This window comes from Alteromonas sp. AO-Serp, from assembly GCF_017849675.1.
Classification (GTDB): domain Bacteria; phylum Pseudomonadota; class Gammaproteobacteria; order Enterobacterales; family Alteromonadaceae; genus Alteromonas; species Alteromonas macleodii.
Genome location: NZ_JAFLMX010000126.1, coordinates 1 through 22,069 on the forward strand (window position 1 = coordinate 1; position 22,069 = coordinate 22,069).

Consider the following 22,069-nt stretch of genomic DNA (forward strand, 5'->3'; position numbering starts at 1 on the left):
TAGGTTCAAATCCTGCTCCCGCAACCACATTTAAAACCCAGCTTTTGCTGGGTTTTTTCTTTTTATACGGCAAAACATAATAGCGTTCCTTGATTTACACGATAATTTTGAATTAATTACTACACTGTGTAAATGAGTGTGCTAAGTTAACCTCACGCCACCATTGAAAATTAAACTAATAGGTAGTATGGCCGCGTTATGATATCCCGTTTTTTTACTTTTGAAGAACACGCCACCTTAATAGAAGGTGCTTATCATTTTCCTTTGGTCATTCTATCGCTTATGGTGGCTGTGTTTGCCTCATTTATGGCGTTTAATGTGGCAGGGCAAGCCGCGATCACCGAAGACAAACTTCGACGAAATGCCTTATTAGGCACCGGCAGCATTGCATTAGGCGGTGGTATTTGGTCTATGCATTTCTTGGGGATGACCGCTTTTGATTTGTGTCTGCCCGTTGACTATGATCCTCTGATTACCGGGCTCTCTGCCGTTCCCGGGATTGCCGCAGCTTGGGTGGCGCTTCACCTTTTAACTAAGTCCCGTATTAGCCTCGCTGAAATAATATTAGGTGGTGTATTGGTAGGTGCTGGTATTGGCACTATGCACTATAGTGGTATGGCCGCTATGGAAATGGCACCGCTTCTTCGTTACGACCTTGGTATGTTTGCCCTTTCTATTGTGGTAGCTGTGTGTTTAGCCATGCTGTCGCTGTGGATTAAATTCGGCATTACAGCTGCTACGAAAAGTAAAAAGCTGTTAGGAAAACATGTATTACTTGCAAGTATCGTTATGGGACTGGCTATTTCTGGTATGCACTATACGGGGATGGCGGCAGCAAGATTCGTATTGCCACCAGGAATGGAAACGTCGGGTCAGTCTTCAGATATTGCTGTTTATCTAGCAATTTCGATTGCTATCGTTACGTTAATATTAATTACCATGGTATTGGGCATTAGCCTTCTTTTTAAATATCGCGATGTAATGGTACGCGCCATTGAAAGTGAGCGAATTCAAAGTGCTATTACCGATACCGCCGTCGACGCCATCCTGACCGTTGATGACAAAGGCATTATAAAAACCGCTAACCCCGCTGTTGAGCGCATCTATGGCTATACTCAGCAAGAAATAATCGGTATGCACGCAGCTGAGGTAGTAACTCCTGAAAGACGTCATTTATACGGTGATGACTTCTTCAGTCAGCGAGTAGTACCAACTGAGCAAATTATTGGTACAGGAAGAGAAGTAGAAGTACTTCGCAAAGACGGTGAGCGTATACCAGTGCGCTTGGGTGTCGGCTACACAAAAATTGATGGTAAGCCCGTTTTTGTCTCTTTCGCTTCTGATTTACGTAAACGCAAGGAAATGGAAGATGCATTGCGCGAGAGCGAAGCTAAATTTAGAAGTCTTATCTCAAATATTCCTGGTATGGCTTATCGCTGTTTAAGTATGCCAGGGTGGCCCATGGTATTTATTAGTGATGCTGTAACAGAAGTAACCGGATACCCGCCTGAAGATTTTACCTTGCCCAATCCGAAGCGCTCTTTCACCGATCTTTACCATCCTGATGATGTAGAGCGTCTATCATCTATTAGTCCTGATGTAGGCGCCTTTTCATATGAATATAGAATCGTCGCAAAATCCGGAGAGGTGAAGTGGGTTATCGAGCATGGAGTACAGGTTAAAGACGATGATGGCATGGTGCTCTATGTAGACGGCTTCATATCTGACATTACACATCGAAAAGTGATGGAGAATGAATTAAAAGCGGCAAAGGAAAAAGCAGAGCAAGCTGCCGCTGCGCGTACCGCATTTCTTGCTAATATGAGTCATGAAATCCGTACGCCTATGAATGCAATAATAGGCTTTAGCGACCTCATGTTAGGAGAAGCCTTACGCGAAGAGCAAAAATCTCACTTAACCACGATAAACCGTTCCGCACGTTCATTGCTGCATCTTCTTAACGACATACTTGATAGCGCGAAGTTGGATAAAGGTAAGCTTGATTTAGATTATCGCGATTTCCTTATTCGCGAAGAGTTGGATTTGGTTATTTCAACATTTTGGTTAGAAGCCAAGCGCAAAAAAGTTGGACTTGTACTTAATGTCGATGATTCGGTAGCTAACGGATACAGAGGTGTACCGGAGCGAATGCGACAGGTACTTAACAATCTGATAGGCAACGCCGTTAAATTCACTCACGAGGGTGAAGTGACTATCAATGTCAAAAGTGATGAAAAGTTTGTGTATTTTGACGTGACAGATACCGGCATTGGTATGACGCAAGAGCAAGTAGAAAGAGTATTCGACCCGTTCTCTCAAGCAGATGCATCGATGAGTCGAAAGTACGGCGGCACGGGGCTGGGAACAACTATTTCCAAGCAGTTAGTTGAACTGATGGGCGGTAATATTTGTGCAACTAGTGAAAAAGGTAAAGGAACGACCTTTACTTTCAGACTTCCTCTAGAAGTTGTAGAAATTGATGATTATGTATCTAGTGAGCTCTCCTCGAAAGCAGCACGTATTGAAACCTCGTTAACCGTACTGGTTGTTGACGATGTGCAGCAAAACCTTGAGCTGCTTTCGTTGCTGCTAAAACGCGCTGGCCACAGTGTAGAAACGGCAACAGATGGACAGATTGCATTGGATAAAATGCGCGCTAAGTCGTTTGACGTGGTACTGATGGATTTACAGATGCCAAAGTTAGATGGCCTAGAGGCAGCCAAACAGCGTCGAGAGTTTGAAAAAGAAAATAGCTTACCACCTACGCCCATTATTGCGCTGACCGCTAGCGTGTTAGTACAGGACAAACATGCCGCGCAGCAGGCGGGAATGGAAGGGTTCGCCAACAAGCCCGTCGATTTCCCTCAATTGATGGACGAGATTGCTCGCGTGCTTAACATAGATACACTTCAGTTGGACTCGGTACCAGACACATTAGAAGTAAATGCTCCAGCATCTGCGCTTAAAGTTGATAAAAACGTGTTGGATTTGAAGAAGGCCATCGATTTATGGGGGAGTGAAGAGGTCGTCCTACAAGAGGTGGATAAATTCTCTACTACCTGCAGGGATAAAGTCGACGACTTAATGGGGGCGGCAATTCGTGAAGACTATAAAGCGGTTGCTACACTTTCACACGGTTTAAAAGGTACATCGGGTAATCTTTGCTTAACCACCTTCTATCATACAACCAGGGAAATTGAAGCTCAGGCTCTAAAATCAGAGGTGAATATTGAAGACGTTAACCGTCTTCGTGATGCCTTAGATAAAATCGAGTTGATGCTTAGCGAATCGCCACTGTATGCCGAAAATGCCATTAATGAAAGTATCGATAATGCATTGCTGCTGAGTCATTTGGAGGCTATGCTCGATAGTGTAGAGCAAAACATGGTAGATGAAGATGAATTGTCATTTTTACGCGAGGTTGGGTGTTCTAGTCACAAAGAACAGATAACTCAAATTCTCTTAGATATCGATGATTTTGAGTTCGAGTTGGCGCATGAGCGCATCTCTACATTGATACAAGAATTAAAGTAGCCAAGAGACGCGGCATGTTAAACATTGAAATCACAAAACCTACTTTATTACTCGTTGACGATGAGCCAGTAAACCTAAGGGTTTTAAAGCAACTTCTCGCTAATGATTATCAGCTTATTTTTGCGAGAAATGGCGAAGAAGCGTTAAAGCTCACTGAGACTAGACAGCCAAATTTGATATTGCTTGACGTTATGATGCCAGGACTGACGGGTTTTGAAGTATGCCGCCAGCTTAAACAGCAAGCAGATACAAGGCACATCCCCGTTATATTTGTCACCGCCTTAAATGATGAACACGAAGAAACAGAAGGCTTCGAAGCGGGCGCTGTGGACTACATTACTAAGCCTATATCTCCGGCCATCGTAAAAGCGCGGGTTAAAACCCACCTCAGTTTGGTGCAAGCTGACGAGCTACTTGATAGCCGTTTACAAGTTGTACAGCGTTTAGGTAGAGCGGCGGAATATAAAGACAATGAGACGGGCATGCATGTCATGCGCATGAGCCATTATTCGAAAGAACTTGCGCTTGCCTATGGACTTACAGATAAACAGGCTGAAATTCTGCTTCATGCTGCACCGATGCACGACATCGGCAAAATTGGTATTGCTGATAGTATAATGTTGAAACCAGGGAAGCTGACAGACGAAGAGTTTGCCACCATGAAAAACCACCCTGAGATTGGTGCGGAAATCATTGGTGATTGCGGCGATTCTTTGTTGTTGAAAGTTGCAAAGTCTGTTTCGCTTACCCATCATGAAAAATGGGACGGGTCAGGCTATCCTAAAGGGCTTGCGGGTGAAGATATTCCCATTGAGGGGCGTATTTGCGCCATTGCTGATGTGTTCGATGCCTTAACCAGCAAACGTCCTTATAAAGACGCCTGGAGTATTGAAAAAACGGTAGATTTTCTTCAAAGCCAAAAGGGAAAGCATTTCGAACCCAGACTTGTCGATTTGATGATAGAAATTATGCCTAAAATTCTTGATATTAAAGCGACATTTAAAGACGAAGACTAAGTCTGCTGGACTAAACCGCAATTAAAATACTTTCATGCAGGCCGAATTTCACACAGAAAAAATCGATACCCTCCAGTGTGTGCGCCTATTGGCTGTTGCTTAATGCGACGGCTATACGTATAATGTGTTCATTAAGTGATGAGAGCGGGCTCCCTCAGTACAGGAAAGTAACGCACTTATCATTAGCAAGCTATCACCTAACGGTGGTTTTACCCATAGGTTTGCAACTGCCCTTGTTGGCAGGTATGGGTTCAGAATTTTAATAAAAGCCCCGCTAGTCCGGGGCTTTTTGTTGTATTAAAACCTGGAGTCAGCCTCGCTGAGCCGGGTGATGACAGGTGGGCTTTAGGCCCTTTTTTCGTTTTTGGAGGTTTGCATTGGCAAAACTTGAAGAGAAACTAACCGAAATGCTAGAGCCAGGTGTTGAAGCACTGGGTTTTGAGTTGGTTGGGATCGAGTTTGTACGAGCGGGGAAGCATTCTATTCTTCGCGTTTTTATTGATCATGAAAACGGTATTACCGTTGATGATTGTGCAGATGTAAGTCATCAGGTTAGCGCAATTTTGGACGTTGAAGATCCAATTAGCACTGAATACAACTTGGAAGTGTCATCACCGGGTATGGACAGACCGCTTTTCAAAGAGAAGCACTATATCGAGTCTGTGGGTGAAGTGGTTCAAATTCGTTTGTCTATGCCAATGGATGACAGACGTAATTTTAAAGGCAAAGTACTCGCGTGCGAAAATGGCATCGTAAGTATTGAAGTGGATGGCCAGCAGTTCCAGTTAGCTGTGGCGAATATCGAAAAAGGTAACGTTGTTCCCACGTTCGATTAACGGAACAGCTCTGCTTTCATCGACGAAAGCAAAAGAGAGGCGAAAATGAATAAAGAAATTTTGTTAGTGGCGGAAGCCGTTTCAAATGAAAAACAAGTGCCTAGAGAGAAAATTTTTGAAGCGCTAGAGTTTGCGATCGCTAGTGCAACAAAAAAGAAAAACGAAGGCGAAATTGAAGTTCGTGTAAGCATCGACAGAACGTCTGGTGACTTTGATACATTCCGTCGCTGGTTGGTTATCCCTGATGATCAAGAACAGGAAAACCCATTTGCTGAAATTACGATTTCTGCTGCACAAATCGACGAACCAGAGATACAACTCGGCGATTATGTGGAAGAACAGATTGAATCTATTAAATTCGACCGCATAACTACGCAGACCGCAAAGCAAGTGATTGTACAAAAAGTACGTGAAGCTGAGCGTCAGCAAATGATTGCTGAGTACGAAGACAAAGTAGGTGAGCTGGTTACAGGTACGGTTAAGAAAGTAAACCGCGACAACATCATCATCGACTTAGGTAACAACGCTGAAGGTGTTATCTACCGCGATGACATGCTTCCTCGTGAAACTTTCCGTCCGGGCGACCGTGTACGTGGCCTTCTTTACGTTATTCGTCCAGAAGCACGTGGCGCACAGCTATTTATTAGCCGTACGCACCCAGACATGCTAGTTGAGCTTTTCCGTCTGGAAGTACCAGAAATTGCGGAAGAGACACTAGAAATTAAATCTGCAGCGCGTGACCCAGGTTCTCGTGCAAAGATTGCGGTTAAAACTAATGACAAACGCTTAGACCCGGTTGGTGCGTGCGTTGGTATGCGTGGTTCACGTGTACAAGCCGTATCAGGGGAACTTGGCGGTGAACGTGTTGATATCGTGTTATGGGACGAAAACCCAGCGCAATTCGTTATCAATGCTATGGCTCCCGCCGAAGTGGCGTCAATCGTTGTTGATGAAGACAGCAACAGCATGGACGTAGCGGTTGAAGCAGACAACCTAGCACAGGCAATTGGCCGTAGTGGTCAAAACGTTCGCCTAGCTAGCCAGCTTACAGGCTGGGAACTTAACGTGATGACGGTTGAAGATCTCAACAAGAAGCATGAAGAAGAAAACGCGAAGGTACTTGATCTATTTACTGCTGGTTTGGACATTGACGAAGAGTTCGCGTCTGTCTTGGTAGATGAAGGCTTTACAACGTTAGAAGAAGTGGCATACGTGCCTGCAAGTGAGCTTCTAGCGGTTGAAGGGTTAGATGAAGAAATGGTTGAAGAGCTGCGCAACAGAGCGCGCGCTTTCCTAACCACGCGTGCACTGGCGAACGAAGAATCGCTTGAAGGTGCAGAGCCTACAGAAGCCTTATTAAATCTTGAAGGTATGAGTAAACACGTGGCCTATGTGTTGGCCAGCCGCGGTGTTACCGACCTGGAAGAATTAGCAGAACAAGGTACCGATGATATCAGTGATATCGATGAACTAGACGAAGAGAAAGCCGGTGCGTTAATCATGGCGGCTCGTAATATCGTATGGTTCAGTGAAGAAGAGTAAGGTCAACAGGGGGAAAATTACGTAATGGCAGATGTATCTATTGAAAAGCTCGCCAGCGACATTGGTACGACCGTTGACCGATTGGTTGGCCAGTTTAAAGACGCGGGTATCACTAAGAATGCCGGCGATCAGGTAAACGAAGACGAGAAACAAAAACTATTGGATCATTTAAGTAAGCAACACGGCAGCGCAGCTGAACCAACGCGTATGACACTTAAGCGTAAGACAACAAGCACGTTAAGTGTTGGTAAGTCTAAAGAAGTGAAAGTAGAAGTACGTAAAAAGCGCACTTACGTTAAGCGTAGCGATGTTGAAGAACAGCAGCGTCAAGCGGAAGAAGAGGCGAAGCGTCTTGAAGAAGAAGCACGTCTGAAGCGCGAAGCGGAAGAAAAAGCAGCAGCTGAAGCGAAAAAAGCCGCTGAGGAGAAAGCACGTAAAGCTGAAGAAGCTAAGAAAGCTGCTGAAGAAGAGCGTGCTCGTCGTGCGGAACAAGCGAAAAAAGAAGCTGAAGCACGTAAGGCCGACGAACCTGAGCTAACTGAAGCTGAAAAAGCGGAAGCTGAAGCGGCTCGTCAGGAAGAAGAACGTCTGCGCAAAGCGCAAGAAGAAGAAGCGCAGAAGAAGCTTGAAGAAGACGCGAAGAAAGCGGCTGATGAAGCGCGCAAACTTGCTGAAGAGAACGAGCGTCGCTGGAAGGAAGAAGAAGAGCGTCGTAAGAAAGAAGAAGCTGAAGAAGTTCACTTGCACTCTAACCGTTACGCGCAAGAAGCTGAAGACGAAGAAGACATGCAGGTTGAGCGTTCATCACGCCGTCGTCGTAAGTCGAAGAAAAATGCGGGTGAGCATCTTAAGCAAGGCTTTAACAAGCCAGCTGCACCTGTAGAGCGTGTAGTTAAGCTTGGCGCCACCATCACAGTTGGCGAACTTGCAAGTAAACTTGCAATTAAGTCTAACGAAGTTATCAAAACGATGATGAAGATGGGCGAAATGGCAACCATTAACCAAGTACTAGACCAAGATACAGCGGTACTAGTAATTGAAGAAATGGGTCATAAGTACGAACTTGTTAACGACAACGCACTTGAAGATGAGTTGTTGGCAGATGGCACTGGCGGTGAAAAAACCACACGTGCACCTGTTGTAACCATCATGGGTCACGTTGACCACGGTAAAACGTCATTGCTTGACTACATTCGTCGCGCGAAAGTTGCAGACGGTGAAGCCGGTGGTATTACCCAGCACATTGGTGCATATAAAGTAGAAACAGAAAATGGCGAAATCACGTTCCTAGATACACCTGGACACGCCGCATTTACCGCAATGCGTGCTCGTGGTGCTACGGCGACGGATATCGTTATTCTTGTTGTTGCTGCAGATGACGGCGTAATGCCTCAAACGAAAGAAGCGGTACAGCACGCTCGTGCTGCTGGCGTACCTCTTATCGTTGCAGTGAACAAAATGGATAAAGAAACAGCTGATCCTGATCGCGTTAAAACTGAGCTATCTCAACTAGAAGTTATCTCAGAAGAGTGGGGCGGTGAGCACCAGTTCTGTAACGTTTCTGCGAAAACAGGTATGGGCGTAGACGAATTGCTTGAAGCTATCGTTCTACAAGCTGAAGTTCTTGACCTTAAAGCAGTAGCTGAAGGCCCGGGTCGCGGTATTGTTATTGAATCTCGCCTTGATAAAGGTCGTGGTCCAGTAGCATCTGTATTGGTTCAAGAAGGCCATTTACGCGCTGGTGACATTCTACTTTGTGGTGAAGAATACGGCCGTGTTCGTGCAATGCGTGACGAAAACGGTAATGAAATTAAAATTGCTGGTCCTTCTACGCCTGTGGAAGTACTTGGTCTGTCTGGTGTTCCGGTAGCGGGTGAAGACGCAGCCGTTGTTAAAGACGAGCGTAAAGCGCGTGAAGTAGCAGCGAAACGTCATCAGAAGAAACGTGAACTTAAACTTGCTCGTCAGCAAAAAGCGAAACTTGAAAACATGTTTGCGAACATGGAATCAGGTGACGTTAGCGAACTTAACATCGTACTTAAAGCTGACGTACAGGGCTCTGTAGAAGCAATTTCTGAGTCACTTGTGAAGCTTTCTACGTCTGAAGTGAAAGTGAACATTGTAGGTAGTGGTGTAGGTGGTATCACTGAAACCGACGCAACCCTTGCGGCTGCATCAGGCGCTATCGTACTAGGCTTTAACGTTCGTGCCGATGCTACAGCGCGTCGCGTACTAGAAGCTGAAGAAATTGATTTACGTTACTACAGCGTTATCTATAACCTAATTGACGAAGTGAAAGCGGCCATGAGCGGTATGCTTGCACCGGAATTCAAGCAGGAAATCATTGGTCTTGCAGAAGTACGTGACGTATTTAAGTCACCGAAACTGGGCGCAATTGCGGGCTGTATGGTGACTGAAGGTAACGTTAAGCGTAGCAACCCAATCCGTGTACTTCGCGACAACGTAGTTATCTACGAAGGTGAACTAGAATCACTGCGTCGCTTTAAAGACGACGTTCAAGAAGTACGTAACGGTATGGAATGTGGTATCGGCGTTAAGAACTACAACGACGTGAAAGTAGGCGACCAAATCGAGGTCTTCGAAATCGTTGAGGTTAAGCGCGAAATTTAATTGCCTTAGTTAATTCGGCATGTGAGAAACGGGGGCCGAGTGCTCCCGTTTTTGTCTGTATACAGCAAACAGACCTCGCGCATGCCCTGCGTTAAATAAGGAAAGGAGAGAATAATGGCCCGTGAATTTTCACGTACCGACAGAGTTGCTCAGCAAGTTCATAAAGAAGTGGCGAGCATTCTGCAAAATGAATACAAGCACCGCGTTGGCGACATGCCCTTGATCACGGTTTCTGACGTAGATGTGTCGCGCGACCTAGCGCATGCAAAAATCTTTGTGACTATCTACAACAGCACCGAAGAAGAAGGTAAAGCGCAAATTAAACAACTGGCAGAATACAAAAAGTTTATTCGCAGTATTCTAGCTAAACGTATTCGCATGCGCTCAGTGCCTGATCTTCACTTCTTTGAAGATAAGTCGATTGTTGAAGGTATGCGTATCTCTAATCTTGTGTCTCAGACCATCGCAAAAGATGAGTCAAAGCGCGATAAAGACGATCCACAAGAGCAGGAGTAAATGGCAAGACGTCGTAAAGGCCGTGAGATTAACGGCATAGTATTGCTTGATAAACCGCTTGGTGGGTCATCTAACCAACTGCTTCAAAAAGTGCGCTGGCTGTACAAAGCGGCGAAGGCTGGGCATACAGGCGCACTTGATCCACTTGCCAGTGGCATGTTGCCGCTCTGCTTGGGTGAAGCTACGAAGTTTTCTCAGTTTCTTCTGGATGCAGAAAAGACCTACGAGGTAACTGCTCAACTAGGTGTTCGCACCACCACGTCTGACGCCGATGGCGAAGTGGTTGAAGAAAAGCCTGTTGATGTAAGCGAAGAACAAGTACGTGATGCGTGCTTGGCGTTTCTAGGTAAGAGTAAACAAATCCCGTCCATGTTTTCAGCGCTTAAACATCAAGGTAAGCCACTTTATCACTATGCACGTCAAGGTATAGAGATTGAGCGTGAACCTCGTGATATTGAAGTGTATGAATTAGATGTACTGCGTATTGAACTGCCGTTTGTAGAAATGCGCATTAAATGCAGCAAGGGCACTTATATTCGCTCTATCGTAGATGATTTAGGTCAGAACCTTGGCTGTGGCGCCTACGTGACTCGCTTACACCGTACGGAAGTAGCAGACTATCCTACGGATAAAATGGTCTCGCTGGACAAGTTAATTGAAATTCAGGAATCACTGGAAGAAGGTGACTTTAAAGCGCTGGATGACTTATTGATTCCTATGGATACCGCCGTAAGTCGGTTGCCATTTGTGACCATTAACGACGCTGAAAGAAACCGTTTTGATAACGGCCAATCTGTAAAAGGGACTTGTAGCGAAACGCTGAGTGAAGGCGTGTCTTACCGCGTTTACCATGGCGACGATACCAGTGGTATATTCTTAGGCGTAGGGGAAGGGGTTCTTGACCCGAAAGACCAAGGTATCCCTAAACAAGAAGTGTTTGTTAACCCAAAACGTCGAGTTGTTTATAGTTAGTACTTTGCAATGACCTATATCTAGCAGATTATGCTCGTTTAAAGCCTTGCGGTTAACGCAAGGCTTTCTTAATTGCAAATAAAGTAGTATAAAAGGTGCACTATTTAGTGGTAGGTTCTTTATCACTCATACAGATTTCTACTTTCTGCGAAACGTCTTAAGCTGGCGTGGTGTTTTAATTAAGGGATTATTCAATGACCAAATGGATTGGCTTATGGCTTTGTTCGCTATGCCTAGTATTTGCTGCGGGTTACTATGTCAATGATAAACGCCCTACAGTCCCTTCAGAAGTTTCTGTTCACATAACCAATGTAGGCGATGGTAAAGATCAACACGTCTCACAAACAGCGTTACTCCCTCAGCAAGGAGAGACCAAGCGTGAGCAGTCACCCAAAGACTCAGCGAGTAAATCTGACAATATTAGCCTAGAAGTCTGGTTTTCCGACAAGCCCAAGCTTAGCTTAAAACAAATAGGCGCCTTAATTATCTCTATAAGCATGATGGGCGAGCAGGCGATTATCGATACGTTATCAAGCATCGATACGTCTATTAGCGACCCAGATGCTGCCATGATTTTGTCAACAATGGTCTCTCGCTTAGTAGAGCTGAACCCCGAAAAAGCTTGGGACCTTGTTGATAACATGGATATTAACTTGGAATCAAAGCAGCAGTTTCGCATATCAGTTATAGCTAACTGGGCTAATCAATCGCCTTCTGACGCCCTTGACTGGTATATTAATAATTCCTCACTTACCTCAGGCATGCTCGAAAACAACATTTACCCTTCGCTTATTTTTAGAGAAATGGCAAGTGAGGATATTGATAGCGCCTTTCAGTCTATCGCTCTTCTTGAGTCAGAGAATTTAAAAAGTGCGGCCTATAGCGGCATTTTTAGTGTCTTAGAAACATCAGAGCAGTTTCGAGACACGTTATCGTTAATAAAACGTTCGGATGATAAACGGTTAGAAACTAATTTAATAAGTGTATGGGTACGCAAAGACGTTGAAAGCACTAAAGCTTGGTTCGACACGCTAGATGACAACGAACGAAAAAAAGAGATAAAGCGCGCTGTCTTTGATAGTTATGTAAATCAATCACCTAGTGAAGCTGCTTCCTGGTTTGTAAGACATAGCAATAGTGAAAACTATCAATCTGATGTTGAACACGCTGCCAGAACTATCGCTTACTTTGAGCCCGACACTGCGCTAACTTGGGCACAACGTCAAACGAATATTGATACTGAGCAAGTAGTGATTACCTTATTACAAGGAGCTGTTTACAGATCGCCGCAATTTGTAGAGCAAAATTTAGATTTAGTCGTAGATCACGACGCTAAGATAAGCATAGCTCACTCGGTATATTCTGCATACGGATACAAAAGTGACCAGCGGGCAATGGATTTTCTAAACGGTGTCGAATACAAAAGTGAGTTAGCTAAACGTATTAATAAGGTGGAATCGAACCTTAAACGGGTTAATTAATGAAATTACGTCGTTCCGTCCTTGCTAAGTCTGTAAACGTCATTATAATACGGCGCTCATTCCGCTTTGCTGAATTAGTGATCGGCGAAGCATTAATATTAGGAGAATGATATGTCACTAACTAAAGCAGAAACCGCAAAAATCATTGCTGAGTACGGCGTTAAAGAAGGCGACACTGGTTCACCAGAAGTTCAAGTTGCTTTGCTTACTCACAACATCAACAAGCTTCAAGGTCACTTTGCTGATCACAAGAAAGATCACCACTCACGTCGTGGTCTTCTACGTATGGTTAGCCAACGTCGTAAGCTTCTAGACTACCTTAAAGGCAAGAACGCAGAGCGTTACCTTGACCTTATCAAGCGTCTAGGTCTACGTCGATAAGACTAGGTTTCAAGAAAAGCGCCCAATGGGCGCTTTTTTTTTGCAAAAATGTACAGCGAAGTGCAATACACCCTAGTACATGTATGAAGCCGGCCAATTAACCTTGTGTTTGTACTACGCGTTAGTTCGACGGTATGTTTTGCTTTTTATCTTCAAACATCCGCTCATCTGCAATGTAAATTAACTCTTCTAGCGTCTTGCCTTCTTCTGGATAGCTCGCGTGACCTATGCTGACGCCAACGCTGAACGCGCCTTGTGTGGTAGTAATAGGCTGTGTAAGCTTTTTAGCAAGTCGGGCTTTAAGTGCCTCTACATTGTATTCAGTGCTTAGCTCGGTGATTACTACGATAAACTCATCACCACCAACCCGTGATGCAATATCGTACACGCGACACATGGATTGAAGCCTTTGTGCAAGCTCAACAAGAACTTCGTCACCGATTGTATGGCCGTATTCGTCATTAATGGGCTTAAATCGATTGAGATCCAGATAAAGTAGCGTACACACCTTATTGTTTCTCTCTAATCGAGGAAGCTCATTTCGCATATAGGTAGATAGGGCAAGCCTATTCGCTAAACCTGTTAGCGTATCGCTATTTGCCAGTTTTCTAATTTTCTGTTCTGCTTCGACTTGCTCGGTGATATCAACATTAATTCCAAACATCTTGTTGCCTTCAATGCGACCATAACCGCTAACATGACGGTATTTGTCGCCAGCGGATTTCACTCTAAAAATTGCGTGAAATCCTGAGCTATCTTTTATTGATTGCTCTATCTTTTGCTTCACATTGGCAATATCGTCATCGTGAACTGTGTATTCCCAGTCACTAAATTGACCACTAAAACCAGCTTTGGAGACATTGTAGATTTTATGCATCCACTCATCCCAAATGAGCTCGTTAGTAGCGATGTCCCACTCCCATACACCTATGTGTGCTGCGTCAGCGGCCATAGACATGCGGCGGTTTAACGTTTTAAGCGTCTGTTGAGCTTCCCGCCATTTTGTTACGTCTTCGGATAGTGCCAATATGTATTGAGGGGTGCCGTAGTTGTCATCAATGACAATCTTTTTGGTCTCAAAAAAGCGCGTCACACCACCTATATTGAGTTTGAATTCGTTAACGATTTGCTTTTCAGAACTTGAAAGTAATTGCTTATCGTCAGATATAAATTTCTTGGCCTCCGCCTCGTCGAATATATCAAAGTCAGATAGCCCCACGAGTGACGCTTTATCGGTGCCCAATATTTTACTTCCCGCATCATTTACATGGGTAATCGAAAGGCTGTCGGCACGCTTTACAATCAACATATTGGGCAGTGCGTCAAACACCGTTTGTGCAAAAACTTCTTGGTTCTTGACGTCAGACAAATCTTTTACCGTACACACATATGAAATATGGTTTCCCGGCAGCAAATTAATGCGAAGTGTCAAAGGAAAAACCTTTCCGCTTTTCCGAATACCGTCCAGAGTTAAAGGCACGTTGTGCGCGGCGCTATTCTTTGCCGCTTTTTTTAATCCTATCAGGAGTGGCTCATGGGCATGCTCAGAAGGGCTCACAAGCTCGCGTATGTGAATGGTCTGAGGAGAAAAACTGTCGAGACCAAACATGCTTAACGCGACAGGGTTGGCAAATTCAACCATGCCGGCACTGTCGAAAGTCAATACGCCTTCTTGTACTGTATTTAACACCGCGTTATAGCGTTCCAGCAATAACGTACGTGCTCGCAGCTCAATAAAAATAAGAATAGTAAACGCGAAAAGCATCACCATTAGCATGACCAAATAAGCGAGGTTTTTGGTTTCTGGCTCTTGTAGTATTTGCGTAGAAGGCAGTGCATATACGTGCATAGACAGCATACCGGTGTAATGCATACCGGATATAGCACTGCCCATTATAATGGCGGGAACAATTTGTTTAAGTATTCGCAGTTGCGAAGTGGTGACATATTCATGGGTTTTTAAAGCAATACCTGCTAGACCGACGGCAACCACAATAGACAAAGAGAAGTACCAGCCATCGTACGCCATGATGGCATTCATCTGCATTGCCATCATGCCGATGTAGTGCATGCTGCCAATGCCAAGCCCCATATATAAACTGCGAAGCAAAAGCGAGTTAGCTTTATGCGGCAGTTTACTCATCACAACAATACTCGCAAGAATCGCGGGTAACACAGAGAGTAGGGTTATGAAAGGGTCGTACGAAACCTCAAGAGGGAGCTGATAGGCAAGCATCCCAACAAAATGCATCGCCCAAATGCCAAAACCAAGAAAGCACGCTGATGCCAGCGACCAAAATGTTCGCTCATTTTGTAATTCTGTTTGCGACATCTTCGCAGAAAGAACGAAAGAAATAAGGGAAGCAGATATTGCAATAACAACAGAAGCCACCACGAAAAATACATCGTAGTTAGCCAATATTTCAGCACTAGGGGGAAAATCCTTTACCGAAAAAAAATGATAATGTCCGTTTTTCAAAGTCTTAAATTGTCTTATCAATAAACTACTACTAAATGTAGTAGTTTCATTTATTTACGCAACTCAACTTTGCTCGCTGTTTTTGTAGAAGAGCGAACTGCATTTTGCATAATAGTTAGTTCACGGCTTGTTAGGTTACGCCACTGGCCAGGTTTTAGTGAGCCGAGTTCAAGGTGCATGATTCGGGTTCGTTTTAGTTTGGTGACCTCGTACCCTAAAAACTCACACATTCTGCGGATTTGTCGATTAAGACCCTGAGTTAGAATAATGGTAAATGTATTTTTGCCCGTGGGTTTAACCACACAAGGCTTCGTCACCGTCCCTAAAATTGGTACTCCGCGAGACATACGGTTGACGAAGCGCTCACTGATTGGTTGGTTAACCGTAACTTCGTATTCTTTGTCATGAGCATTTTCAGCGCGCAGGATCTTGTTCACGATGTCCCCATCGCTGGTTAAAATGATTAAGCCTTCCGATGGTTTGTCTAACCTTCCTACGGGGAAAATACGTTCCTTGTGACCGATAGCGTCAATAATGTTGCCTTTGACATGACGCTCAGTTGTACAGGTGATACCAATGGGTTTGTTATAGACAATATATACGCGATCTGACTTGTCTGAGGCAACTGCGCCTACAACTTTACCGTCTACCTTTACAGTGTCACCAGGCCCCACTTTCGTACCCAGTTCAGGTGGTTGGTTATTAACGGTAACGCGATTTTGCTCAATGAGTTTATCCGCTTCACGGCGAGAACACAGGCCAGTGTCGCTAATATATTTATTTAAACGTTTGGGCGCTTGCTCACTCATTGCGCATTAGGTCCTATATATTTCAAAAGAGGGCAATATTATCACGGCAAAAAGAAAGGGGCGATTCGCCCCTTTCTTTTTTATGCGTTAAGCCGTGATTTTTATTCTCGGTTGTATACTATTGCAACATATTTTATCTGGTTTACTGGTTACCTGCAGCTGAAGGAGCTGAACCACTTCCACCCGTTGAACCACCGCTAGATACTACTTTGGTTGCTATATCGCGAATTTCGTTTTCCAAACTGGTAATGCGGCCAGATAAGGTCGTATTGCGTTGCTCTAACACAGACAATTTGTCGGTTAAATTGCGTACGCTTTGCTGAGCGCTTTGTTTATCGCTTGCTGCTTGCTCAAGTTGAACATTAACAGCGAGCAGTTCATCAGCTAACGAAGCAAGTTGATTCTTAACCGAGCCAATGGCCGCTGCTTGCGATTTTACATTTTCTGAAACTGAGTTGATGTTCTTATTCAAGGCGTTTTGAACGTTACCTACGCGGTCGCCAAGATCAGCAATCTCTTGTTGATTACGACGCCAAGCTGACGCCCACAACTTATCCATTTGTTCCCAAAGCTCGTTTGTCTTGTTGGTTAGCTCAGTAACTTTAACTTGCAGGGCAACAGTAGATTCACCAATTTCTTCACCTGTAGCAGATAACTTGTTTTCTAACTGTAATATGCGCTGCTCCGCTTGCTCAGCAACCACTTTTTGTTGCTCAAGCATGGTGTACAGGTAATAGCAACCACCACAGGCGGCTAAGGCGATGACGGCAACGAATACAACCCAGATTCCATTACCGTTTCCACCACCAGAGGGTTGGCGGTTTGCTGATGGGGCAGATGAAGGTGGAGGCGTTGCTTTTGTTGGCGCCGCCTGACGTTTTGTTTGGTAATCACGACGGTCTTCTTCATCCAATCTAATGGTTGGAAACTCATCGTTTTTCGAATTATTTGCCATAGTAAATTTATAATCTCGTTATGTAGTACTAACTTCATCGCATTTAGATGCTTTAACTCAATAAGAAGACAGCACATTTATATTTGCGCGCTAAAGCATGTTATCGCTAAATTAAAGGAAATTCTACGGCTTATGCTCAATGTCAATTATACATAAGCCATAAAATCCGAGAATTTCCTTAAAGCGTAGCGCTACTGCTTATCGCCGATCCATTCAACGCGATACAAATCTCGTCTTCTATCAAGATAATTCCGCACAGAGCCTTCATTTTGAAGCTTAGTGAGTTTATCCAAATCCAAATCAACAATGAGCGTCATTTCTGTGTTTGGCGTGGTCTCAGAGACAATTGCGTCATGTGGGAACGCGAAATCACTTGGCGAGAAAACCGCGGTTTGCCCATATTGAATATCTACGTTGTCCACTTTGGGTAAGTTACCTACGCTACCTGCAATTGCCACGTAGCATTCATTTTCAATAGCGCGGGCCTGCGCACAGCGTCGCACGCGCAAATAACCGTTTTTGGTATCTGTCCAGAAGGGGACAAACAAAATTTGCATTTCCTGATCGGCAAGAATACGCGCAAGCTCTGGAAACTCCACGTCATAGCAGATCAAAACGCCGATTTTGCCGAAGTCGGTATCAAATGTCTTAAGGCTGTTTCCGCCTTTCATTATCCAATCTTCTTTTTCGTGAGGTGTTGGATGAAGCTTATACTGGCTTTCAATGGTGCCGTCGCGTTTGCAAATGTAGCTGACGTTATAGAGCTCTTCCTCTTCTACCACAGGCATAGAACCTGCGATAATCGTAATATTGTACGATACGGCCAAATGAGACACGGCAGTTAAAATCTCATCGGTATAGGTCGCTAAATGCCAAATTGCATCAATTGATGAATCTGACGGGCTCAGGCCCATTAATGGCGCGTTGAAAAACTCAGGGAACAGGGCAACGTCGCAAGAATAGTCAGACAAGGCATCGACGAAGTACTCTACTTGTTGTAAAAGCTCTTCTACATTATTGAAGTAACGCATTTGCCATTGAATACATCCGATTCGCGCGCTGGTCTTCCTGCTGGCGATGAGGGAAGGCGTGCCCGGTTCATAATAAATATTGTGCCACTGAAGTAGCGTCGCATAACCCTGTGAGGCTTCATCCTCTGGAAGGTAAGCCGACATGACTTGCTTGACTTCAAATCCATTTGAAAGTTGAAAAGTTAAAATGGGGTCGTAGATGTCTTTGAGCTTTACTTGCTCAATGTATTCATAAGGCGACAGCTCATGCGCATGGTTCTTATAGTTCGGGATTCGACCGCCCGCCATAATGGATTTTAGATTCAAATTACGACAGAGCTCTTTACGCGCTTCGTAGAGACGACGACCAAGGCGAAGACCTCGATACTCGGGTGAAACAATTACTTCAACACCATAAAGCACATCACCGTTAGGATCGTGTGTGGTCAAATAAGCATCACCCGTAATTTCATCGTAGCTGTGTTTATCCCCAAACTGCTCATAATCTACAATCACTGAAATGGCGAAAGCGACCACTTTGCCTTTATCTTCAATACATATTTGCCCATCGGGAAATGTAGTAACTTGGGCTTTATAGTTAGAGTAAGGCCATGCGCCTCCAACGTTGGCGTATACCTCATCCATTAACGCTTTAACATCGTTGTAGTCGTCCAGTCTCAAGTTTCTTAAGTCTAGATGATGTTCCGTTTCTTCTATTTGTGTTTGATCTTGACTCATGGGTTACTCTTTTTGCTAAAAATTTTAATACTTACATTGCGTATATCTTTACTAAACCGCCTTGCCATGCGTTTTTCAACTGTTAATTACAATCCGTATGTGCAGACGTAATGGCTACGGAAACAAGGGCAGAAGAAAAGTCTCTCAATCAACCCTCTTAAAATATACACCTCGGTTTACTTATTGATTTAGTTTACCTTTACCGTCATTTGCTCACTTTAAAATTGATATTAAATAAGCAAGAAGCGTGCGACTTCTTAACGACAAATAATTTTTCTTTTATCGATAAAAAAATAGCGCGGAAAATGCGTGGTGATGCAATTGCTATAGGACTCAACCCCGCGTATAAGTTCGCTAGTTTTTTAACGTACACAACCCGCTCCTAACTACACGATTAGTTAACCGCTCAAAGGTAGAAATGCTCTGATGAATAGAGAACAACTTGCGTCGTATCAGCCTCTTCACGTTTTCGATGAAGCCATATTTGAAAATATCGTCGATGACTTAGTCACGAAAGGCTTTTCTATTCAAGAGCATGGTTTACCTGATTTCATTACACAAGCACTTTTGGCCTGCCAGCGTTCAATCTCTGAAGCTGAATATCAAGCGGCAGGTATTGGTCGCGCAGAGAATTATCAAAAGGCTGAAAAAGTTAGAGGGGACGAGATTTGCTGGATTACAGGTTCATCTAGCGAAGGCGCTTTGTGGCTTTCGTGGTGTGAAGCCATGCAGCAGTATGTAAATCGTTCGCTCTTTATGGGGCTTTTTTCTTTTGAAAGTCATTTTGCCTGCTATGAGCCGGGTAAATTTTACAAACGCCATGTAGATGCGTTTAAAGGTCAGGGCAATCGCGTGTTGTCTTTAGTCGCCTATTTGAATGACGACTGGACTTCAGAAGATGGGGGAGAACTCGTGCTCTACGCTGATGAAAGTGAGCTAATTGGAACAAGGGTGCTGCCAACGAAAGGTACTTTCGTTGTCTTTTTGAGCGAACAATTCCCTCATGAAGTATTACCTGCTGCCCGCAGCCGTCACTCGGTTGCAGGTTGGTTTAGGGTTAACGGAAGCGTTAACGACGCGATTGATCCGCCTCGATAAAAGCACTAATCACGTTGTGAAACGCACGTGTATCTAAAAACCAAGACTTATGTATAATAAGTTTAGGCTGTATGCGCGCTATTATTACAAAACTGGTTTGAATTATGGGCCAGCTCCTCTCGCGCACAGCTCGCGCAACATTGTGCCGTCGCAATAGCAAGTATTCTATTACGACGCTTAGGGAAAAGACGTTAGAAGTGATTGGTAAATGCTGGAAAAAATACCTGCCCCAACCCCAAGAGAAGAATTACATGTGCTGGTTATCGATAACCAGGGGCTTGTACATGATGTAGTGTCATCAGCTTTGCATGAAATTGGAATAAAAAACGTAAGCAGTGCTTTTAATGCCTTTCACGCGAAAAGGTTATGTGCTGCAAGACAATACGACTTTGTTTTACTGGCGTTTAACGTCAGTCACGACAAAGATGGCTTTCACCTTTTTGAAGAATTAAAACACCTCAATCACATCAACGACACCACCACGGTCATTTTTCTCAGTGCAGAGACATCGCCTGAATTGGTTAATTGTATTGTTGAATTGCAACCGGATGACTTTTGGGTCAAACCTCTTCAGCGCAACAAAATTGAGCTGCGTTTGGAATACCTTATCCAAATAAGGTTAAAGCTACATAAAATGCTTCATTGTATGCAGGTGGGGGACTATTCCACCGCTATGTACTATGCAGAGCGCCAGTTAAAAGATCCTTCGCTATCGGAGTATCACACCAGAATTAAACGCTTAATTGGTGATTGCTTATTGCAGCTTCGCGATTATCAAACTGCGGAAGACTACTTTAGAAGCTTATTGCAGAGCATGGATCATGCGTGGGTTCACATTGGTTTAACCCGGTCGTTGCTTCGACAAGATGAATTAGAAGAAGCCCAGCTACTGGTTGATGACTTATTGCAGCGCCACGACACGCGATTCTTAACCTTCGACTTGCTTGCCCAGTATTTCATAGAGAAAGAGCAGTTCGATATTGCCTACGAACAAATGAAAGAGGCGAGTAGGCTAGCACCTCGCAATATTGAGCGTAACAAACGGTTATGGGATCTTGCTCGATTGAACCACGATAAGGCAGGGCAACTTTCAGCCGTTCAAAATATGGCAAAGTTTGCTAAAAATTCTATCCATGACTCACCTCAGCTAACGCTCAATGTTATTCGTTCAACCATTGATTTAGCCACAAGTCTTGGCAGTACGGAAGGCGAACGCTATATGAAACGCGCAGAATCTGAACTGGAAGAATTGAAACAACAAAAGGGCATGCAGTCTCAGCTTGGCGAGCAGATTGACGTCGTAAAAGCGCGTGTCTTGTGCTTGCGAGACGACAAAAAAGGGGCTGAAAAGTTGATGAAGGATCGTTCGGCATCTACCGACGGCCTCTCGATGGAAGATAGCCTCGATAAAATGAAAGCGTTTCACGAGTTAGGAATGCGTGAACACTGTGTGAGTATTTTAGATAAGCTTAGAAAGCAAATTGAAGGGGACACGTTTACTTCTCAAGTGGTAAATGAATACCTGAATCAAGAGTCGATTGAACGTACTGAAATTCAATTTACCACAAAAGAGCTTAAGCAAATGGCTGCGGTTAACTACAAAGAGAATCGGTTGTCGCCAGCCTTCAACAATTTACGCCAGGCACTAACACTGTCGCCGAAAGACAAACAAGTTGCACTGAGCTTGTTAAAAGTTATTACTCAAATCCACTTAGGGGATAATTTAACAGACGAGCAGATGGAAGCGGCCTATAAAGCGGCGAAGCTTCTTTTAAGTAGTGATTTGTCGCCAACCCAGGCTGAAAAGCGGGATCAGTATATAAGCCGAATCGGCATTGAGGTGGATGACAGTAACGCTGCTGACTTAGTCGGTGTGGTAGCCGTTAAAGCATAACGGTTACTACACAGACTGTTATTGAAAAGAGTACCAATAAAAAAGCTGCCTCAATGTGTCCCGTCCTAAAATACGTTGACATAAAGAGGACTTCTTTATGACAACTTCAAGTAATCAAAGACCTAAGCGCACACAGCGTGATTACACATTAGCTTTTAAATTGGGTGTAGTTGAGCG

General features: G+C 44.2%; 15 protein-coding genes and 1 pseudogene. 12 read left to right on the forward strand and 4 right to left on the reverse strand.

Going from position 1 to position 22,069, the window contains the following annotated elements; translation table 11 throughout:
• The first annotated feature begins 198 nt into the window (after positions 1-198).
• From QVA83_RS09475 to rpsO, 9 genes are all read left to right on the forward strand, one after another.
• Positions 199-3,534: an MHYT domain-containing protein gene (locus QVA83_RS09475; protein WP_014976348.1), complete on the forward strand. Its 3,336-nt coding sequence runs from the start codon at positions 199-201 to the stop codon at positions 3,532-3,534.
• Between the two features lie 14 nt (positions 3,535-3,548).
• Entirely contained in the window at positions 3,549-4,550 is a 1,002-nt protein-coding gene (locus QVA83_RS09480; RefSeq protein WP_014976349.1) for a response regulator, read from the forward strand.
• Positions 4,551-4,927: 377 nt separating this feature from the next.
• Positions 4,928-5,386, forward strand: coding sequence for a ribosome maturation factor RimP (rimP, locus tag QVA83_RS09485; protein WP_014949254.1), 459 nt, complete (start codon positions 4,928-4,930; stop codon positions 5,384-5,386).
• 45 nt (positions 5,387-5,431) lie between these two features.
• Complete coding sequence (gene nusA / locus QVA83_RS09490) at positions 5,432-6,928, forward strand: transcription termination factor NusA (protein WP_014949255.1); 1,497 nt, start codon at positions 5,432-5,434, stop codon at positions 6,926-6,928.
• A gap of 24 nt (positions 6,929-6,952) precedes the next feature.
• Positions 6,953-9,559 (forward strand): translation initiation factor IF-2, encoded by a 2,607-nt coding sequence (gene infB, locus QVA83_RS09495; RefSeq protein ID WP_287498397.1) that lies wholly within the window; start codon positions 6,953-6,955, stop codon positions 9,557-9,559.
• Positions 9,560-9,673: 114 nt separating this feature from the next.
• Complete coding sequence (gene rbfA / locus QVA83_RS09500; protein ID WP_014949257.1) at positions 9,674-10,075, forward strand: 30S ribosome-binding factor RbfA; 402 nt, start codon at positions 9,674-9,676, stop codon at positions 10,073-10,075.
• Positions 10,076-11,047 (forward strand): tRNA pseudouridine(55) synthase TruB, encoded by a 972-nt coding sequence (gene truB / locus QVA83_RS09505; protein WP_156078276.1) that lies wholly within the window; start codon positions 10,076-10,078, stop codon positions 11,045-11,047.
• 194 nt (positions 11,048-11,241) lie between these two features.
• Positions 11,242-12,528, forward strand: a complete 1,287-nt coding sequence (locus QVA83_RS09510) for a hypothetical protein (RefSeq protein ID WP_156078277.1) — start codon at positions 11,242-11,244, stop codon at positions 12,526-12,528.
• A 111-nt stretch (positions 12,529-12,639) separates the two neighbouring features.
• Positions 12,640-12,909, forward strand: a complete 270-nt coding sequence (rpsO, locus tag QVA83_RS09515) for a 30S ribosomal protein S15 (protein WP_012518257.1) — start codon at positions 12,640-12,642, stop codon at positions 12,907-12,909.
• Between the two features lie 121 nt (positions 12,910-13,030).
• On the opposite strand, the gene QVA83_RS09520 is transcribed toward rpsO, so the two are convergent.
• The 4 genes from QVA83_RS09520 to QVA83_RS09535 form a co-directional block, all read right to left on the reverse strand.
• Positions 13,031-15,388 (reverse strand): diguanylate cyclase domain-containing protein, encoded by a 2,358-nt coding sequence (locus tag QVA83_RS09520; protein ID WP_231513065.1) that lies wholly within the window; start codon positions 15,386-15,388, stop codon positions 13,031-13,033.
• Between the two features lie 50 nt (positions 15,389-15,438).
• Positions 15,439-16,197, reverse strand: coding sequence for a 23S rRNA pseudouridine(2604) synthase RluF (gene rluF / locus QVA83_RS09525; RefSeq protein WP_014949260.1), 759 nt, complete (start codon positions 16,195-16,197; stop codon positions 15,439-15,441).
• Between the two features lie 142 nt (positions 16,198-16,339).
• Positions 16,340-17,152 (reverse strand): AAA family ATPase, encoded by an 813-nt coding sequence (locus QVA83_RS09530; RefSeq protein ID WP_039229603.1) that lies wholly within the window; start codon positions 17,150-17,152, stop codon positions 16,340-16,342.
• A 191-nt stretch (positions 17,153-17,343) separates the two neighbouring features.
• A complete protein-coding gene (locus QVA83_RS09535; RefSeq protein ID WP_156078278.1) occupies positions 17,344-18,900 on the reverse strand; it encodes a bifunctional GNAT family N-acetyltransferase/carbon-nitrogen hydrolase family protein in 1,557 nt (518 codons plus the stop codon).
• Positions 18,901-19,326: 426 nt separating this feature from the next.
• On the opposite strand from QVA83_RS09535, the gene QVA83_RS09540 reads away from it, so the two are divergent.
• From QVA83_RS09540 to QVA83_RS09550, 3 genes and pseudogenes are all read left to right on the forward strand, one after another.
• Entirely contained in the window at positions 19,327-19,998 is a 672-nt protein-coding gene (locus tag QVA83_RS09540) for a 2OG-Fe(II) oxygenase (RefSeq protein WP_156078279.1), read from the forward strand.
• A gap of 208 nt (positions 19,999-20,206) precedes the next feature.
• A complete protein-coding gene (locus QVA83_RS09545; RefSeq protein WP_156078280.1) occupies positions 20,207-21,892 on the forward strand; it encodes a response regulator in 1,686 nt (561 codons plus the stop codon).
• A 97-nt stretch (positions 21,893-21,989) separates the two neighbouring features.
• A pseudogene (locus QVA83_RS09550) lies at positions 21,990-22,069 on the forward strand (valyl-tRNA synthetase); the annotation flags it as partial.

Excerpts from the sequence above, each read along its gene's own strand:
- QVA83_RS09475 (WP_014976348.1), top strand. The coding sequence starts at position 199 with ATGATATCCCGTTTTTTTACTTTTGAAGAACACGCCACCTTAATAGAA.
- QVA83_RS09480 (WP_014976349.1), top strand. The coding sequence starts at position 3,549 with ATGTTAAACATTGAAATCACAAAACCTACTTTATTACTCGTTGACGAT.
- nusA (WP_014949255.1), top strand. The coding sequence starts at position 5,432 with ATGAATAAAGAAATTTTGTTAGTGGCGGAAGCCGTTTCAAATGAAAAA.
- infB (WP_287498397.1), top strand. The coding sequence starts at position 6,953 with ATGGCAGATGTATCTATTGAAAAGCTCGCCAGCGACATTGGTACGACC.
- rbfA (WP_014949257.1), top strand. The coding sequence starts at position 9,674 with ATGGCCCGTGAATTTTCACGTACCGACAGAGTTGCTCAGCAAGTTCAT.
- truB (WP_156078276.1), top strand. The coding sequence starts at position 10,076 with ATGGCAAGACGTCGTAAAGGCCGTGAGATTAACGGCATAGTATTGCTT.
- QVA83_RS09510 (WP_156078277.1), top strand. The coding sequence starts at position 11,242 with ATGACCAAATGGATTGGCTTATGGCTTTGTTCGCTATGCCTAGTATTT.
- rpsO (WP_012518257.1), top strand. The coding sequence starts at position 12,640 with ATGTCACTAACTAAAGCAGAAACCGCAAAAATCATTGCTGAGTACGGC.
- rluF (WP_014949260.1), bottom strand. The coding sequence starts at position 16,197 with ATGAGTGAGCAAGCGCCCAAACGTTTAAATAAATATATTAGCGACACT.
- QVA83_RS09530 (WP_039229603.1), bottom strand. The coding sequence starts at position 17,152 with ATGGCAAATAATTCGAAAAACGATGAGTTTCCAACCATTAGATTGGAT.
- QVA83_RS09535 (WP_156078278.1), bottom strand. The coding sequence starts at position 18,900 with ATGAGTCAAGATCAAACACAAATAGAAGAAACGGAACATCATCTAGAC.
- QVA83_RS09540 (WP_156078279.1), top strand. The coding sequence starts at position 19,327 with ATGAATAGAGAACAACTTGCGTCGTATCAGCCTCTTCACGTTTTCGAT.
- QVA83_RS09545 (WP_156078280.1), top strand. The coding sequence starts at position 20,207 with ATGCTGGAAAAAATACCTGCCCCAACCCCAAGAGAAGAATTACATGTG.